The 16,636-nt window shown below is 72.9% G+C and carries 15 protein-coding genes and 1 pseudogene; 14 read left to right on the top strand and 2 right to left on the bottom strand.

All coding sequences use genetic code 11. From position 1 onward, the window contains the following. The first annotated feature begins 25 nt into the window (after nt 1–25). From pyrR to LCG91_RS16420, 11 genes and pseudogenes are all read left to right on the top strand, one after another. The gene (pyrR, locus tag LCG91_RS08680; RefSeq protein WP_058749797.1) at nt 26–610 is read left to right on the top strand and encodes a bifunctional pyr operon transcriptional regulator/uracil phosphoribosyltransferase PyrR; all 585 of its coding nucleotides are present in this window, start codon (nt 26–28) and stop codon (nt 608–610) included. Then, on the top strand, nt 607–1,569 hold the full coding sequence (locus tag LCG91_RS08675) for an aspartate carbamoyltransferase catalytic subunit (protein ID WP_224441132.1): 963 nt from the start codon (nt 607–609) through the stop codon (nt 1,567–1,569). The genes pyrR and LCG91_RS08675 overlap by 4 nt, the downstream gene beginning before the upstream one ends. Further along, entirely contained in the window at nt 1,566–2,921 is a 1,356-nt protein-coding gene (locus LCG91_RS08670; RefSeq protein ID WP_058729115.1) for a dihydroorotase, read from the top strand. The genes LCG91_RS08675 and LCG91_RS08670 overlap by 4 nt, the downstream gene beginning before the upstream one ends. Nucleotides 2,922–2,937: 16 nt before the next feature. Then, on the top strand, nt 2,938–3,480 hold the full coding sequence (locus LCG91_RS08665; protein ID WP_224441131.1) for a hypothetical protein: 543 nt from the start codon (nt 2,938–2,940) through the stop codon (nt 3,478–3,480). Beyond that, nucleotides 3,480–4,709, top strand: a complete 1,230-nt coding sequence (gene carA, locus LCG91_RS08660) for a glutamine-hydrolyzing carbamoyl-phosphate synthase small subunit (protein ID WP_058749793.1) — start codon at nt 3,480–3,482, stop codon at nt 4,707–4,709. The genes LCG91_RS08665 and carA overlap by 1 nt, the downstream gene beginning before the upstream one ends. After that, nucleotides 4,709–8,002, top strand: a complete 3,294-nt coding sequence (carB, locus tag LCG91_RS08655) for a carbamoyl-phosphate synthase large subunit (RefSeq protein ID WP_224441130.1) — start codon at nt 4,709–4,711, stop codon at nt 8,000–8,002. The genes carA and carB overlap by 1 nt, the downstream gene beginning before the upstream one ends. After that, entirely contained in the window at nt 7,999–8,898 is a 900-nt protein-coding gene (pyrF, locus tag LCG91_RS08650) for an orotidine-5'-phosphate decarboxylase (RefSeq protein ID WP_224441129.1), read from the top strand. Before carB ends, pyrF begins: the two co-directional genes overlap by 4 nt. Before the next feature lie 41 nt (nt 8,899–8,939). Further along, entirely contained in the window at nt 8,940–9,833 is an 894-nt protein-coding gene (gene gmk, locus LCG91_RS08645) for a guanylate kinase (RefSeq protein WP_224443117.1), read from the top strand. A 115-nt stretch (nt 9,834–9,948) separates the two neighbouring features. Beyond that, the gene (rpoZ, locus tag LCG91_RS08640) at nt 9,949–10,212 is read left to right on the top strand and encodes a DNA-directed RNA polymerase subunit omega (protein ID WP_022906709.1); all 264 of its coding nucleotides are present in this window, start codon (nt 9,949–9,951) and stop codon (nt 10,210–10,212) included. A 5-nt stretch (nt 10,213–10,217) separates the two neighbouring features. Further along, the gene (metK, locus tag LCG91_RS08635) at nt 10,218–11,432 is read left to right on the top strand and encodes a methionine adenosyltransferase (protein ID WP_058749791.1); all 1,215 of its coding nucleotides are present in this window, start codon (nt 10,218–10,220) and stop codon (nt 11,430–11,432) included. Nucleotides 11,433–11,439: 7 nt separating this feature from the next. Then, a pseudogene (locus tag LCG91_RS16420) lies at nt 11,440–11,700 on the top strand (primosomal protein N'); the annotation flags it as partial. Between the two features lie 111 nt (nt 11,701–11,811). Here LCG91_RS16420 and LCG91_RS08625 read toward each other — a convergent pair. Further along, nucleotides 11,812–12,603, bottom strand: a complete 792-nt coding sequence (locus tag LCG91_RS08625) for a hypothetical protein (RefSeq protein ID WP_224443200.1) — start codon at nt 12,601–12,603, stop codon at nt 11,812–11,814. Nucleotides 12,604–12,701: 98 nt separating this feature from the next. Here LCG91_RS08625 and LCG91_RS08620 point away from each other — a divergent pair, with 98 nt between their 5' ends. Continuing rightward, nucleotides 12,702–13,421: a hypothetical protein gene (locus tag LCG91_RS08620; RefSeq protein ID WP_224443199.1), complete on the top strand. Its 720-nt coding sequence runs from the start codon at nt 12,702–12,704 to the stop codon at nt 13,419–13,421. A gap of 103 nt (nt 13,422–13,524) precedes the next feature. Here the strand turns inward: LCG91_RS08620 and LCG91_RS08615 are convergent, their stop codons facing one another. Continuing rightward, nucleotides 13,525–13,980, bottom strand: a complete 456-nt coding sequence (locus LCG91_RS08615; protein ID WP_174234689.1) for a DUF4383 domain-containing protein — start codon at nt 13,978–13,980, stop codon at nt 13,525–13,527. A 93-nt stretch (nt 13,981–14,073) separates the two neighbouring features. On the opposite strand from LCG91_RS08615, the gene LCG91_RS08610 reads away from it, so the two are divergent. Both LCG91_RS08610 and LCG91_RS08605 read left to right on the top strand, forming a co-directional pair. Then, entirely contained in the window at nt 14,074–15,009 is a 936-nt protein-coding gene (locus LCG91_RS08610) for a methionyl-tRNA formyltransferase (protein ID WP_224441128.1), read from the top strand. Continuing rightward, nucleotides 15,006–16,634 carry an RsmB/NOP family class I SAM-dependent RNA methyltransferase gene (locus tag LCG91_RS08605; protein ID WP_224441127.1) on the top strand — a complete coding sequence of 543 codons (1,629 nt, stop codon included), beginning with the start codon at nt 15,006–15,008 and terminating at the stop codon, nt 16,632–16,634. Before LCG91_RS08610 ends, LCG91_RS08605 begins: the two co-directional genes overlap by 4 nt. Nucleotides 16,635–16,636 lie beyond the last annotated feature (2 nt).

Here is a 16,636-nt window from a genome sequence, read left to right as displayed (position 1 = left end):
CGGTGAGGCGGGGAAGGAGGTCGGCGTGGGCACCAGAACGGTCCTGCAACACCCCGACATCACGCGTGCTCTGACACGCATCGCGCACGAGATCCTCGAGGCCAACCACGGCGCCTCGGACCTCGTGCTCCTGGGCATCCCGACACGGGGTGCCGTCCTGGCCGAGCGGCTCGACCGCATCCTGGCCGACATCGACCCCGAGTGGGCAGCGCACCGCGATCAGCGGCTCGGCACGCTCGACGTCACGATGCACCGGGACGACCTCGGCCACGGCATCGGTCGTGCGCCACACCGCACGACGATCCCGAGGAGCGGCATCGACGGCAAGGTCGTCGTGCTCGTCGACGACGTGCTCTTCTCCGGGCGCACGGTCCGCGCAGCGCTCGACGCCCTGCAGGGCATCGGACGGCCGCGCGCCGTCCGTCTCGCGGTGCTCGCCGACCGGGGACACCGCGAGCTCCCGATCCGCGCGGACCACGTCGGCAAGAACCTGCCGACCGCCTCCGACGAGCGGGTCACGCTGCGCCTGACCGAGACGGACGGCAGCGACGAGGTCGTCATCGAGCAGCCCGACGAGCAGCAGCAGCCGCAGGCCGGGGGTGCGGCGTGAAGCACCTCCTCTCCACCGCCGACCTCTCACGCGACCAGGCCGTCCGGATCCTCGACGTCGCCGAGGAGATGGCCGAGGTCAACACCCGCGAGGTCCGGAAGCTCCCCGCACTGCGCGGCAAGACCGTCGTGAACCTCTTCTTCGAGGACTCCACCCGCACCCGCATCTCCTTCGAGGCCGCCGCCAAGCGCCTGTCCGCCGACGTCATCAACTTCGCGGCGAAGGGCTCCAGCGTCTCCAAGGGCGAGTCGCTCAAGGACACCGTCCAGACCCTCGGCGCGATGGGCATCGACGGCATCGTCATGCGGCACCCGGCGTCGGGCGCTCCGCGGGTCCTGGCCGAGGCCGATTGGATCGACGTCCCGGTCGTGAACGCCGGCGACGGCACGCACGAGCACCCGACGCAGGCCCTGCTCGACGCCTTCACGATGCGGCGTCGCCTCCACGGCGAGGCCAGCCGCGGGAGGGCGCTCGACGGCGTCCGGGTGACGATCGTCGGCGACGTCCTGCACAGCCGCGTCGCCCGGAGCAACGCCTGGCTGCTCCGCACGCTCGGCGCCGAGGTCACCTTCGCGGCCCCGCCGACCCTGCTCCCCGCGGTGGACCGCCCGTTCGGCGCCGCCGTGCACCACGACCTCGACGCGGCCCTCGCCGAGGACCCGGACGTCGTGATGCTCCTGCGCATCCAGCAGGAGCGCATGAACGACGCGTTCTTCCCGAACCCCCGCGAGTACACCCGCCACTTCGGACTCACCGCCGCACGCGCGGCTGCCCTGTCCGACCGGACGCTGATCATGCACCCGGGGCCGATGAACCGCGGCCTCGAGATCGCCGGCGTCGCCGCGGACGACCCGCGCTCGACGGTCGTCGAGCAGGTCGCCAACGGTGTGTCGGTCCGCATGGCCGTCCTGTACCTCGCCCTGACCGGCGAGCACGAACCGAAGGAGTCCGTCGCATGACCGCCCACCTGATCCGCGGCGCGCAGCTGGTCGACGGCTCGCGAGCCGACATCCGTCTGGAGGGACGGCGCATCACCGCGGTCGGCTCCGGTCTCGACGCGGCCGGTGCCACGGTCGTCGACGCGGAGGGCCTGATCGCCCTGCCCGGTCTCGTGGACCTCCACACGCACCTGCGCGAGCCCGGGTTCGAGGAGTCGGAGACGGTGCTCACCGGTTCGCGCGCGGCTGCCGCCGGCGGCTTCACCGCGGTGAACGCGATGGCGAACTCGTCGCCGGTCGCCGACACCGCGGGCGTGGTCGAGCAGGTGCAGGCGCTCGGGGACGACGCCGGGTACGTCACCGTGCGTCCGATCGGCGCGGTGTCGCAGGGGCTGCAGGGCACACACCTGTCCGAGATCGGTGCGATGGCGACGAGCCGCGCGAAGGTCCGGGTGTTCTCGGACGACGGCTCGTGCGTCGCCGACCCGCTGCTCATGCGCCGGGCGCTCGAGTACATCAAGGGCTTCGGCGGCGTCCTCGCGCAGCACGCGCAGGAGCCCCGGCTGACGATCGGCGCGCAGATGAACGAGGGCCGGCTGTCGTCGGAGCTCGGGCTCGCGGGGTGGCCTGCCGTCGCGGAAGAGGCGGTCATCGCCCGCGACGTGCTGCTCGCCGACCACGTGGGAGCACGCCTGCACGTCTGCCACGTCTCCACCGCCGGCAGCGTCGAGGTGATCCGCTGGGCGAAGTCCCGCGGGATCGACGTCACGGCCGAGGTCACGCCGCACCACCTCGTCCTGACCGAGGACCTCATCGCCGGGGTCGACGGTGCGCCCGGGTACGACGCCCGGTACAAGGTCAACCCGCCGCTGCGCTCACGCGAGGACGTCGACGCGCTGCGCGCCGCACTCGCCGACGGCACGATCGACATCGTCGCGACCGACCACGCACCGCACACCGCCGAGGCGAAGTGCTGCGAGTGGCCGGCCGCCGCGAACGGGATGGTCGGACTCGAGTCCGCGCTGAGCGTCGTGCACGCCGCCGTGGTCGAGGACGGCCGGCTCGACTGGGCCGACGTCGCGCGGGTGCTCTCCGAGGCGCCCGCCCGGATCGGCCAGGTCGAGGGACACGGTCAGCGCATCGCCGAAGGTGCCCCGGCCGAGCTCACCCTGTACGACCCCGCGGCGGTGCGCGAGTTCTCGATCGACGACCTCGCCGGCCAGTCGCAGAACTCGCCGTACCTCGGCATGCGGCTGCCGGGTCGGGTCGTCGCGACGTTCCACCACGGGTACCCGACGCTCCTGGACGGCGCGCTCGTCGACGCCGAGCGCGTGGCCGCGGCGGCGGACGCAGCGAAGGCGGCGACCGCGTGACCCCGGCGGTGACCCGGTGAGCGGCGAAGCGCTGCGCTGGACGACCGGAGCGGTGATCCTGCTCCTGGTGGCCGCGCTGTTCGTCGCCATGGCACGCACCTGGCGGACCCGCACCCGCGCGCAGACCGCGGCCGTGCCTCCCGTCCCGGTCCCGACCGGGTTGGGACCGGCGGCCGGGTCCTGGGACGGCTTCACCGTCGCGACGACCCGCGCCGACCAGCCGCTCGAACGGATGACGGCGGGCGGACTCGGGTTCCGGGGCCGCGGCGGCGTGACCGTCCACGACACCGGGGTGGTCCTGCACCACGCCGGCGCCGCGGACCGTTGGATCGCGGCGGACGCCGTGCGCGGCGCAGACCGCGCGACCTCGGCCATCGACCGCGTGGTCGAGCCCGGGGGACTGGTCCGTCTGCGATGGACGGCGACCGGCGCCGCAGGTGCGACGGACCTCGACACCTACTTCCGGTTCCCGGAGGGCGACGCAGCAGCACTCGCCGCCCTGCAGGGACTGACGACGACGCACGAACACCCGCACACCGCGGGCGAAGGGACGAACTGATGACACGCGAACGGGCCGTACTGGTCCTCGAGGACGGCACCCGCTACGACGGACGGGCCTACGGCGCCCGAGGCCGATCCCTGGGAGAGGTCGTCTTCGCCACCGGCATGACCGGCTACCAGGAGACGCTGACCGACCCGTCCTACGCCGGGCAGATCGTGGTGCAGACCGCGCCGCACATCGGCAACACGGGCGTCAACGACGAGGACCCGGAGTCCCGTCGCATCTGGGTCGCCGGCTACGTGGTCCGCGACCCCAGCCGCGTCGTGTCGAACCACCGCGCGAACGCGACCCTCGACGACCACCTGGTGCGCGACGGCATCGTCGGGATCTCCGGCATCGACACCCGTGCACTGACGCGCCGCATCCGCGACGCGGGCGCCATGAAGGGCGGCGTGTTCAGCGGAGCGGACGCCGAGCTGTCCGCCGACGAGCAGCTGCAGATCGTGCGCGACCAGGCCGGGATGGCCGGTGCGAGCTTCTCCTCGATCGTGTCGACCCCGGAGACCTACGTGGTCCCCGCCGTCGGCGAGCAGATCGGCCGACTCGCCGTGCTCGACCTCGGTGTCAAGGCGTCCACCACCCGCTACCTCGCCGAGCGCGGGTTCGAGGTGCACGTCGTGCCGCAGGACATCACGGCGACCGCCCTGCAGGAGCTCGACCCCGACGCCCTCTTCTACTCGAACGGCCCCGGTGACCCCGCCGCGAGCGACGCACAGGTCGAACTGCTGCAGGAGTCCCTGAAGACCGGCCGCCCGTTCTTCGGCATCTGCTTCGGCAACCAGCTCCTCGGCCGCGCGCTCGGCTTCGGCACGTACAAGCTGCCGTTCGGCCACCGCGGCATCAACCAGCCCGTGCTCGACACCGCCACCGGCAAGGTCGAGATCACGAGCCAGAACCACGGCTTCGCGGTCGACGCGCCCCTGGGCGAGGTCCTCGAGTCGCCGGCCGGGTTCGGCCGGGTCGAGGTCTCGCACTACTCCCTGAACGACCAGGTCGTCGAGGGCCTCCGCGCGCTCGACGTGCCCGCGTTCAGCGTGCAGTACCACCCCGAGGCGGCGGCCGGGCCGCACGACTCCATGTACCTGTTCGACCGGTTCGCGGACCTGGTCCGTGCGCGACGCGAGGGGAAGCCGCTCGACCCGGCGACCGCCACCGCCACGACCCCCGCAGCCGACCCGACGACCGACGCGGGCGCGTCGGCCGCGCAGAACGAAAGCAGCAACTGATGCCGAAGCGCGCAGACATCAACTCCGTCCTCGTCATCGGCTCGGGCCCGATCGTCATCGGTCAGGCCGCCGAGTTCGACTACTCCGGCACCCAGGCGTGCCGCGTCCTCCGCGCCGAGGGCGTCCGCGTCATCCTCGTCAACCCGAACCCGGCGACGATCATGACCGACCCCGACTTCGCCGACGCGACGTACATCGAGCCGATCACGAGCGCGTCGCTCGAGGAGATCATCAAGATCGAGCGCCCGGACGCCGTGCTCCCGACGCTCGGCGGCCAGACGGCGCTCAACGCGGCGATCAAGCTCGACGCCGAGGGCATCCTCGAGAAGTACGACGTCGAGCTCATCGGTGCCAAGGTCGACGCCATCCAGCGCGGCGAGGACCGCCAGCTCTTCAAGGAGCTCGTGCTCGAGTCCGGTGCGGACGTTGCCCGCAGCCACATCGCGCACACGCTCGAGGAAGCGAAGGAGTACGCGCAGGACCTCGGCTACCCGCTCGTCGTCCGGCCGTCCTTCACGATGGGTGGTCTCGGCTCCGGTTTCGCCTACGACGAGGAGGAGCTCGTCCGCTTCGTCGGCGACGGCCTGCAGTCCAGCCCGACCACCGAGGTGCTCCTCGAGGAGTCGATCCTCGGCTGGAAGGAGTACGAGCTCGAGCTCATGCGGGACAACTTCGACAACACGGTCGTCATCTGCTCGATCGAGAACGTCGACCCGGTGGGTGTGCACACGGGTGACTCGATCACGGTCGCCCCCGCGCTGACGCTGACCGACCGCGAGTACCAGAACATGCGGAACATCGGCATCGACATCATCCGCCGCGTCGGTGTCGACACCGGCGGCTGCAACATCCAGTTCGCGGTCGACCCGTCGAACGGTCGCGTGATCGTCATCGAGATGAACCCGCGGGTCTCGCGGTCGTCGGCGCTCGCGTCGAAGGCGACCGGCTTCCCGATCGCCAAGATCGCCGCGAAGCTCGCGATCGGGTACCGCCTGGACGAGATCGAGAACGACATCACCCGTGTCACCCCGGCGAGCTTCGAGCCGACGCTCGACTACGTCGTCGTGAAGACCCCGCGGTTCGCGTTCGAGAAGTTCCCGGCGGCTGACGCCACGCTCACCACCACCATGAAGAGCGTCGGCGAAGCGATGGCCATCGGTCGCAACTACGCCACCGCGCTGCAGAAGTCGCTCCGCTCCCTCGAGAAGCGCGGCTCGAGCTTCCACTGGGACACGCCGGCGGCCGAGCTCGACAAGGCCGCCCTGCTCGAGAAGGCGCAGACCCCGACCGACGGCCGCATCGTCACGGTGCAGCAGGCCCTCGTCGCCGGCGCCACTGCGGACGAGGTGTTCGAGGCCACGAAGATCGACCCCTGGTTCATCGACCAGATCGTCCTCATCAACGAGGTCGCGGACGAGGTCCGGGCCGCGGAGACGCTCGACGCCGACACGCTGCGCTGGGCCAAGGAGCACGGCTTCAGCGACGCCCAGATCGCCTCGCTGCGGTCGGACGGCGACCAGCAGGTCACCGAGCAGGACGTCCGTGCCACCCGCCACGAGCAGGGCATCCGCCCGGTGTTCAAGACCGTCGACACCTGCGCCGGCGAGTTCCCGGCCCTGACGCCCTACCACTACTCGTCGTACGACACCGAGACCGAGGTCGCCCCGAGCGACCGCAAGAAGGTCGTCATCCTCGGCTCCGGCCCGAACCGCATCGGCCAGGGCGTCGAGTTCGACTACTCCTGCGTGCACGCCTCGTTCGCGCTGTCGGACGCCGGCTACGAGACGATCATGATCAACTGCAACCCGGAGACGGTCTCCACCGACTACGACACCTCGGACCGGCTGTACTTCGAGCCGCTCACCACCGAGGACGTCCTCGAGGTCATCGAGGCCGAGGCCGCGTCCGGCGAGCTCGTCGGCGTCGTCGTCCAGCTCGGCGGACAGACCGCGCTCGGCCTGGCGAAGCCGCTCGAGGCCGCCGGCATCCCGATCCTCGGCACCACCCCGAGCGCGATCGACTCCGCCGAGGAGCGCGGGCAGTTCGCCGCGATCCTCGAGCAGGCCGGCCTGCTCGCGCCGCGGAACGGCACCGCGCACGACCTCGCCAGCGCGACCGCGGTCGCCGAGGAGATCGGCTACCCGGTCCTCGTCCGCCCGTCCTTCGTGCTCGGCGGCCGTGGCATGGAGATCGTCTACGACCCGGCAGCCCTGGCCGACTACTTCGACCGCATGGCCGACCAGGCGATCATCGGCCCGGACCTGCCGCTGCTGGTCGACCGGTTCCTCGACGACGCGGTGGAGATCGACGTCGACGCGCTCTTCGACGGCGAGCGGCTCTACGTCGGCGGCATCATGGAGCACATCGAGGAGGCCGGCATCCACTCCGGTGACTCGGCGTGCACCCTGCCGCCCGTCGGGCTCGGCAAGGCGGAGATCCGCGCGGTGGTCGAGGCGACCGAGAAGATCGCGCGCGGCATCGGCGTGCAGGGCCTGCTCAACGTGCAGTTCGCGATCGGTGCGGGCGTGCTCTACGTGCTCGAGGCCAACCCGCGCGCCAGCCGGACGGTCCCGTTCGTGTCGAAGGCGCTCGGCATCCCGCTCGCGAAGGCGGCCAGCCGGGTGATGACCGGCACCTCGATCGACGCGCTCGTCGCCGAGGGTCTGCTGCCCGAGCGCGACGGCTCCTCGGTGCCGCCGCAGGCGCCGGTCGCGGTCAAGGAGGCCGTGCTGCCGTTCCGCCGCTTCCGCACGCACGACGGCCAGGTCGTCGACTCGGTGCTCAGCCCCGAGATGCGCTCGACCGGCGAGGTGATGGGCATCGACCGCGACTTCCCGCGGGCCTTCCTCAAGTCGCAGGACGCGGCGTACGGCGGCCTGCCGACCAGTGGCACGGTCTTCGTGAGCGTCGCCGACACCGACAAGCGCCAGGTCGTCCTGCCCGTGCACCGCCTGCAGCAGCTCGGGTTCACGATCACCGCGACCGAGGGGACCGCCGAGGTCCTGCGCCGCAACGGCATCGAGGTCACGCTCGTCGGCAAGTACAGCGAGGGCGGCGAGAGCGTCGTCGACCTGCTCGCCCGCGACGCGGTGGACATCGTCATCAACACGCCCTCCGGTGCCGCCGGTCGCGCGGACGGCTACGAGATCCGGGCGGCGACCGTCGCCGCGGACAAGCCGCTCTTCACGACCATCGCGCAGCTCGGCGCGGCGGTCGCGGCGATCGAGACGATCGGCACGCCGCTCAGCGCCCGCAGCCTGCAGGACTACGCGCTCGAGCGCGCGACCTGGTGACGGCAGCCGAGGTGACGATCGTGCAGCCGGGAGGCGCGGCCTCCTTCGGCGTCCGGCTCGCCGCCGCCATGGGGGAGCGTTCGCCCCTGTGCGTCGGCATCGACCCCCACGCCGCCACCCTGGCGGCGTGGGGGCTCGGCCGCGACGAGCAGGGTCTCACCGCCTTCGGCGCGACCCTGGTCGATGCGGCCGCCGGCCGTGCGGCGATCGTGAAGCCGCAGATCGCCTTCTTCGAGGCGGCGGGGGTGCCCGGCTACCGTGCGCTCGACGCGACCCTGCGTCGTGCGCGTGATGCGGGCCTCCTGGTCGTCGCCGACGTGAAGCGGGGCGACATCGGCTCGACCGGAGACGACTACGCGCTCGCGTGGCTCGACCGGGACGGCCCGTTCCGGGCGGACGCGATGACCGTGTCGCCGTACCTCGGCTACGGCTCGCTCGCCGGCACCGTCGAGGTCGCCCGGCGGAACGACGCCGGGGTGTTCGTGCTCGCCGCGACGAGCAACCCGGAGGCGCGCGTGCTGCAGACCGCGGTGCTCGCCGAGGGACCGCGTGCCGGACGGTCCGTCGCGGCCGGTATCGTCTTGCAGGTGGCAGACGACAACCGGACCGGCGGCGAGCAGCCGCTCGGGGACGTCGGGCTCGTGCTCGGCGCCACCCTCGACCTCGACGACTTCGGCATCGACGCGGAGACCATCGGCAACGCGCCGGTGCTCGCTCCGGGCTTCGGTGCCCAGGGTGCACGGATCGAGGACCTGCGCGCCCGCTACGGTGCACGCGCCGAGCAGGTGCTGGTGAACGAGTCCCGCGGTCTGCTGACCGACGGCCCCGACGGCGTCGCGGCCCTGGTGCAGGACCGCGTCGACCGCATCCACGCCGCGCTGGGAGCGGCCGCGTGACGGACGAGACCTCCGCCTCCACTCCCGCTGACCGCACCGACCTGCCCGCGCACCGGAACCCGCCGGAGGTCGACCGTGTCGCCGCCGCCCGGGCTGCCGTCGCCGCGCGGCGCGCCCGGGCCGCGGTGAAGGCGCAGGTGGCGTCGGGGGAGCGCAGTGCCCTCGAGGTCGCCCGTGCCGCCTGGTCCGACGCGGACCTGCCCGCCGAGAAGTCCCTGCGCGTGCGGGACCTCCTCACGAGCATGTCCGGCATCGGTCCCGCGCGCGCCGAGGCCGTCATGGGGGAGCTCCGGATCGCCCCGTCGAAGCGACTCGGTGGTCTGGGCACCCGGCAGCGCACCGCCCTGTCCGACTGGCTCGCCGCGCGCGGCCGGAAGCGCGGCGCGTCGAAGCTCGTCGTGCTCGCCGGACCCACCGCGGTCGGCAAGGGCACCGTGAGCGCGCACATCCGCGAGCACTTCCCGGACGTGAACCTCAGCGTCTCGGCGACGACCCGCAAGCCCCGCCCGGGCGAGGTCGACGGGGTGCACTACTACTTCGTCGACGACGCCGAGTTCGACCGGATGATCCGCGACCGCGAGCTGCTCGAGTGGGCCGTGGTGCACAACTCCTACCGGTACGGCACGCCGCGGCCGCCGATCGACCGTGCGCTCGACGCCGGCGACAAGGTGATGCTCGAGATCGACCTCCAAGGCGCACGGCAGGTCCGTGACGCCATGCCCGAGGCCGTCCTCGTCTTCCTGCTGCCGCCGACGTGGGAGGAGCTCGTCCGCCGGCTCATCGGCCGCGGCACCGAGTCTGCCGAGGAACAGGCCCGACGACTCGAGACCGCGAAGGTCGAGCTGGCCGCGCAGGACGAGTTCGACGTGCGCATCGTGAACTCGGATGTCGGCACCGCGGCACGCGAGGTCGTAGACTTGTTCTCTGCGCCCTGACACGGCGCACGCGCGTGTGCCCCCGGGGCGCCGCGTCCGCGCAGCCCGACCCCGGTCGGGCGGTCCGATCCGGTCGGACCCGCGCCCCACGCATCCGCAGCCGACAGGAGACACCATGGCCAACCCCCAGGGCATCATCGACCCGCCCATCGACGACCTGCTCGCCAAGGTGGAGTCGAAGTACGCGCTCGTCATCTTCGCCTCGAAGCGCGCGCGCCAGATCAACGACTACTACGCCGACCTGCACGAGGGTTCGCTCTTCGACAACGTCGGTCCGCTCGTGGACTCGACGATCGACGACAAGCCGCTGTCCGTCGCTCTGCACGAGATCAACGAGGACAAGCTGACCGTCACCAAGCAGCAGCAGCCCACCGACTGACCCCGGTGAGCAGCACGAACCTGCGCCTCTTCACGTCCGAGTCGGTGACGGAGGGGCACCCCGACAAGATCTGCGACCAGATCTCGGACACCATCCTCGACGCGCTGCTCGCGGTCGACCCGCACGCGCGGGTCGCGGTCGAGACGATGGTGACGACCGGGCTCGTCCACGTGGCGGGCGAGGTCACGACCTCGGGCTACGTCGAGATCCCGAAGCTGGTGCGTGACGTCATCACGGGCATCGGGTACGACTCGTCCGAGGTCTCCTTCGACGGCCGGACCTGCGGTGTCGAGGTGTCGATCGGCGCGCAGTCGCCCGACATCGCCCAGGGCGTCGACGAGTCGCTCGACAGCCGGTCCGGTGCCGGCGTCGACGAGCTCGACCGCCAGGGCGCGGGTGACCAGGGCATCATGTTCGGCTTCGCGACGAACGAGACCCCCGAGTACATGCCCGTCGCGATCTGGCTCGCGCACCGCCTGGCGGAGCGCCTGGCCGAGGTCCGCAAGACCGGTGTGCTCGACTTCCTCCGCCCGGACGGCAAGACGCAGGTCACGGTCGGCTACGACGGTGTCGTGCCGAAGACCGTCGAGACGGTCGTGCTCTCCACGCAGCACTCACCGGCGGTCACGCTCGACGAGCTCACGGCGCTGATCACCGAGCACGTGATCCGCCCGGTGCTCGACCTGGTGGACCTCGACTCGTCGCACGTCGACGTCATCGTGAACCCGACCGGCCGGTTCGAGATCGGTGGCCCGCAGGGCGACGCCGGGCTCACCGGGCGCAAGGTCATCGTCGACACGTACGGGGGTGCCTCCCGGCACGGCGGCGGCGCGTTCAGCGGCAAGGATCCGTCGAAGGTGGACCGTTCGGCGGCGTACGCGTTGCGCTGGGTCGCGAAGAACGCGGTCGCAGCGGGGCTCGCGGACCGGCTCGAGGTGCAGGTGGCCTACGCCATCGGCCGCGCGAAGCCCGTCGGCCTGTACGTCGAGTCATTCGGCACCGGACACGTCGACGACGCCACGATCGAGGCTGCGATCACGGAGGTGTTCGACCTGCGTCCGGCCGCCATCATCCGCGACCTCGACCTGCTCAAGCCCCGGTACGCCCAGACCGCGGCGTACGGCCACTTCGGCCGCGAGCTGCCCGGCTTCACCTGGGAGCAGCTCGACCGCGTCGAGGAGCTCCGCGCCGCAGCAGGACTCGTCACCGCCGCCGTCTAGGCACCGTGTGACCACCGTCGCGCGCGTCGTCCTCGACTCGCCGCTCCCTCAGTTGGACCGTCTGTTCGACTACCGGGTGCCGGCCGAGCTCGAGGACGACTGCGTGCCGGGGGTCCGCGTGAAGGTGCCGCTGCGCACCGGTGCCCGGATGTCCGACGCCTACGTCGTCGAGGTGGTCTCCGAAGGGGACTGGCCGGGCGAACTCAGCGCCGTCGAGCAGGTCGTCTCACCCGTCCCGGTCCTCGCGCCAGAGATCTGGTCGCTCGCGCGCGCCGTCGCCGACCGCGCAGCCGGGGTCGCTTCCGACGTGCTGCGGCTCGCCGTGCCGACGCGCCAGGTCCGTGCGGAGAAGGCGTGGCTCGCCCGTGACACCGCGTGGTCACCACCGACGGTCGAACCGACACCGGTCACCGGCTACGCCGACGGCGTCCTGGAGGCACTGCTCGCCGACCGTGGGCGCGCTGCGGTCGACGCCGTCCCCCACCCCGTCGACGTCGGGAAAGCCGACGACCCCGTCTGGGTCCCCGGATGGGCCGCCACGCTCGCCCAGGCCGCATCGCACGTCGTCGCCCGCGACCAGTCTGCCGTGCTCGCCGTCCCGGACTTCCGCGACGTCACCGACCTGGAGCGTGCGCTGCTCGCGGTGCTCCCGCCCGAGCGCGTCGTCCGGTTCGACGCGAAGCAGACGAACGGTCAGCGGGCGAAGGCGCTGCTGCAGGCGCGGACGCACGCCGTCGTCGCGATCGGCAACCGGACGGCGGCGTTCGCACCCGCGACGGAGCTCGGGCTCGTGGCGATGTGGGACGACGGCGACGCGTCCTTCGTCGAACCCCGCGCGCCGTACGTGCACACGCGCGACGTCGCCCTCGTCCGGACCGCCCAGTCCGGCGCCGCGCTCCTGTTCCTGGCACACGCCCGGTCGACGGACGTCCAGCGGCTCGTCGAGCTGCACTGGCTGCAGGAGCTCGCGCCGCACCGGGTGCCGACGCCGAGGGTGATCCCGACCGCGCAGCAGGCCGGCGCCGAGGGCTTCGCCGCACAGGCCCGCATCCCGAGCACCGCCTGGCGCGCCGCCCGCGAGGCCAGTCAGCACGGCCCGGTCCTGGTGCAGGTCGCGAACCCGGGCTTCGGCACCGGCCTCGTCTGCGCCGACTGCGGGGAGCGCGCGCACTGCCGGGTCTGCGGAGGGCCCCTCGGCAGCCCGCACCGGGGCGCGACCCCGCAGTGCCGGTTCTGCGGCGCACTCGCAGTCGGCTTCCGCTGCCCGACGTGCGGTGGGGGAAGCTCAAGCCCGTCGGGCAGGGGGCGCAGCGCACCGCCGACGAGCTCGGCCGGGCGTTCCCCGGTACCCGGATCGTGGTCGCGGACGGCTCTCGTCCGCTCGACGAGGTCCCGGCCCGTCCCGCGGTCGTCGTCGCCACCCGCGGCGCGGAGCCGAGCGTCCCGGGCGGCTACGCGTGCGTGCTGCTGCTCGACGGTGAACGGCTCCTGGCCCGCGAGGGGCTCCGGGTGCAGGAGGACGTGCTCCGGTTCTGGACGAACGCCGCGGCGAAGGGTGCGCCCGGGGCCGAGGTGTACCTCGTGGGCATCGGCGGGAAGCTCGCCACCGCGATGGCGCTCTGGCGGCTCGACGGGCCGGCGCACGACGAGCTCGTCGACCGACGGGCCCTGCACTTCCCGCCGGCGGTCCGAGTCGCGACCCTCACCGGGACCGACGAGGCGGTGACCGCAGCGGTCGAGGCCCTCGGCGACGCGGTCGTCGGCGCGGTCCTCGGACCGGTGCCGGTGCCGGAGGACCCGGTGCCGGGGACGGTCCGCGCGATCGTGCGGTTCGCGTACGCGCACGGGGCCGAGGTCGCGGCGACGCTCAAGGCCGAGGTGATCCGTCGATCGTCGACCCGGCGGGTGCTCCCGGGCGGGAACCGTCGTCGGGCGGCCCCGACCCTGCGCGTCCGGCTCGACGACGCCGAGCCGTTCACCGAGGTCTGACCCGCGAGGTCCCACGGAACGCATCGTCGGCGGCGCCTGGCGGGGCTGTACCGCTGCGAGGAGCCGCCGACGTTGCGTCCTGCGGGAAGGATCGGCCGCGGGGTCAGGCGCCGACGGGGCGGCGGCGCTCCCGCGGGAAGACGACGCCGAGCGCGACCATCCCGATCGCGAGCACGAGGTGCAGCCAGTTGTCCGCCCAGTTCAGCGGGACGAAGTTCGCGCCGGACATCGTGCCCGCCGTGAACAGGCCGTAGACCCAGAGCACGAAGTAGACGACCCCGCCGATCACGAGGTACATCCGCGACCCCGTCGCACGGTTCGCCGCGAGCAGCCCGACGACCCCGAAGAGCAGGTGCACGATGTTGTGCAGGACCGACACCTGGAAGATCCCGAGCAACATCGCCATCGAGTGGTGTCCGGCACCGCCGAGGTCGCCGGAGGTCAGCCCCGGCACGAACCCGGCGATCCCGACGAGCAGGAACACGATGCCGACGACGAGCGCGACCTTCTGGATCGACGAGCCGGCGTAGCGGTTGGTGGAGGTGGTGACGTCACTCATGGACCGGACGTTACCCAGCCGAGTCGCAGTCCGTTCCCGGTCGCACGCGTCCCGCGCGCGTCGGACACCGTCGGGCGTGGGACGATGGACCCCATGCGTCTCGTCGTCGCCGGCAGCCCCGCTGCGGCCGTCCCCACCCTCCGACGTCTCGCCGCCTCCGACCACGAGATCGCGGCCGTCCTCACCCGACCCCCGACGCCGCAGGGCCGGAAGCGCGTCCTCACGCCGACGCCGGTCGCGCAGGTCGCGGCGGAACTCGGGCTGCCCGTCATCGAGGCGACCCGTGTGGACGACACCGTGACCGCGCAGCTCGTCGCGCTGCAGGCCGACCTCGGCGTGATCGTCGCCTACGGTGCCCTGCTGCGTCGTCCGGCCCTGGACGCTCCGCGTCTCGGCTGGGTGAACCTGCACTTCTCCGACCTGCCGGCGTACCGCGGTGCCGCCCCCGTGCAGCGTGCCGTGACGGCCGGCGACACCCGGACCGCCGCGACCGTCTTCCAGCTCGTCGAGGCACTCGACGCCGGCCCCGTGTACGCGTCCGACCAGTTCGACATCGACCCCGACGCGACGAGCGGGGACGTCCTGGCCGCCATGGCCGAGACCGGAGCCGACACCGTCCTCCGGGTCGTCGACGCCCTGGCCGACGGCACCGCGGTCGCGACCGAGCAGTCCGGGACGGTGTCGCTCGCCCCGAAGCCCACCGCCGACGACGCACACGTCCGGTTCGACGAGTCGGCCGTGGCCGTCCACGCCCGCATCCGCGGCGTGACGCCGGAGCCCGGCGCGTTCGCCCACCTCGGCCAGACCCGCGTGAAGCTGCTCCGCAGCGCGCTCCTGCCGGGAGGCACGGCCTCCTCCGCCCCGCACCTCGCCCCCGGCGCGCTCGCGCTGGTCGACGGGCGGCTGCTGGTCGGGACGGCCGACGGGCCGCTCGTGCTCACCGAGGTCCAACCCGCCGGCAAGAAGGCGATGGACGGCGCGGCCTGGGCGCGCGGTCTCGGCTCGCTCGAGGGCGTGGTGCTCTCGTGAGCCCCGCGCAGCAGGCGCCCCGACGGGCGCAGGGCGACCGTCGACCCCGTCCGACCAGCGCACGGCGGGTCGCATTCGACGTCCTGCGTGCGGTGCAGGTCGACGACGCCTACGCCAACCTGCTCCTGCCGACCCGCATCCGTCGGGCCGGACTCTCCGCGCGCGATGCGGCCTTCGCCACCGAGCTCACCTACGGGTCGATCCGGATGCTCGGTCGGTACGACGCGATCGTCGGCGTCGCGTCCGGTCGGCGCGTGGACAACATCGAGTCCGACGTGCTCGACGTGATGCGGCTCGGGGTGCACCAGCTGCTCGGGATGCGCACACCGACGCACGCAGCGGTCTCGGCCACCGTCGAGCTCGCCCGCGAGGTCGGTGCCCGCCGCGCCACCGGCTTCGTGAACGCCGTCCTGCGGAAGGTCGCGGCGAAGACGGACGACGAGTGGGACGCCCTGGTCACCGAGGGTCGGAGCGGCGACGCGCTGCTCGCCACCCGGTGGTCGCACCCGTCGTGGGTGGTCGCCGCGCTCCGCGACGCGCTGGCTGCCGAGCGGTCGCGCGACGAGCTCGCGGCGCTGCTCGCCGCCGACAACGTTGCCCCGCGTGTCCAGCTCGTCGCGCTCCCGGGCCTCGCCACCGACGAGGACATCCGCACCGCGACGGACGGCCCCGTCGCGACAGACGGTGACGTGACCGGCACCGACGACGTGACCGGCACCGACGACGTGACCGGCACCGACGACGTGACCGGCACCGACGACGTGACCGGCACCGACGACGTGACCGGCACCGACGACGTGACCGGCACCGACGACCGTGCCGGGGTCGGCGACGCGACCGGCGCCGCGCCTCCCGTCCGGATCCCCGGCGCCGACGCCGGTCCGGTGTCGCCGGTCGGCATCCGCGGGACGGCCGGCGACCCCGCGCGGGTCCCCGGCGTCGCGGCCGGTCGTCTCCGGGTGCAGGACGAGGGGTCGCAGCTCGCTGCCCTCGCCCTCACGCGGTCCTCCGCCGTCCGCCCGGGGGAGCGGTGGCTCGACATGTGCGCCGGGCCGGGTGGCAAGGCCGCGCTCCTCGCCGCCGAGGCCGTACAGGGCGGCGCGACCCTCGTGGCGAACGAGCTCGTGCCCGCACGCGCCGGGCTCGTGCGGAAGGCGCTGGCGACGGTCGCGGGCGACGACACGGTCACCGTCGTCGAGGGCGACGGGCGACGCTTCGGGAAGCCGGGCGACGAGCCGTTCGACCGGATCCTGCTCGACGCACCCTGCACCGGGCTCGGGGCGCTGCGCCGTCGGCCGGAGGCACGGTGGCGGAAGCAGCCCGAGGACGTCCCCGAGCTCGCGGCGCTCCAGGCCGAGCTGCTCGACGCGGCCGTCCGCGCGCTCGCACCCGGCGGGACCCTGGCCTACGTGACGTGCTCGCCGCACCTCGCCGAGACACGCGGGCAGGTCGACGCGCTGCTCGCGCGGCACGGCGACGTGCTCGAGCAGCTCGACACCGCTGGCGTCGTCCGGTCGGTCGCTGCTCGGGACCCGCAGGTCGCCGACGGCCCCACGGTGCAGCTCTGGCCGCACCGCACCGGCACCGACGCCATGTTCGTCGCGCTGTTCCGCCGCCGCGCCTGACC

The sequence above is a fragment of the Curtobacterium sp. TXMA1 genome (assembly GCF_020162095.1).
Classification (GTDB): Bacteria; Actinomycetota; Actinomycetes; order Actinomycetales; family Microbacteriaceae; genus Curtobacterium.
The sequence above is the reverse complement of the archived record's forward strand: the minus strand, read 5'-3'. Positions and strand labels throughout refer to the sequence as shown.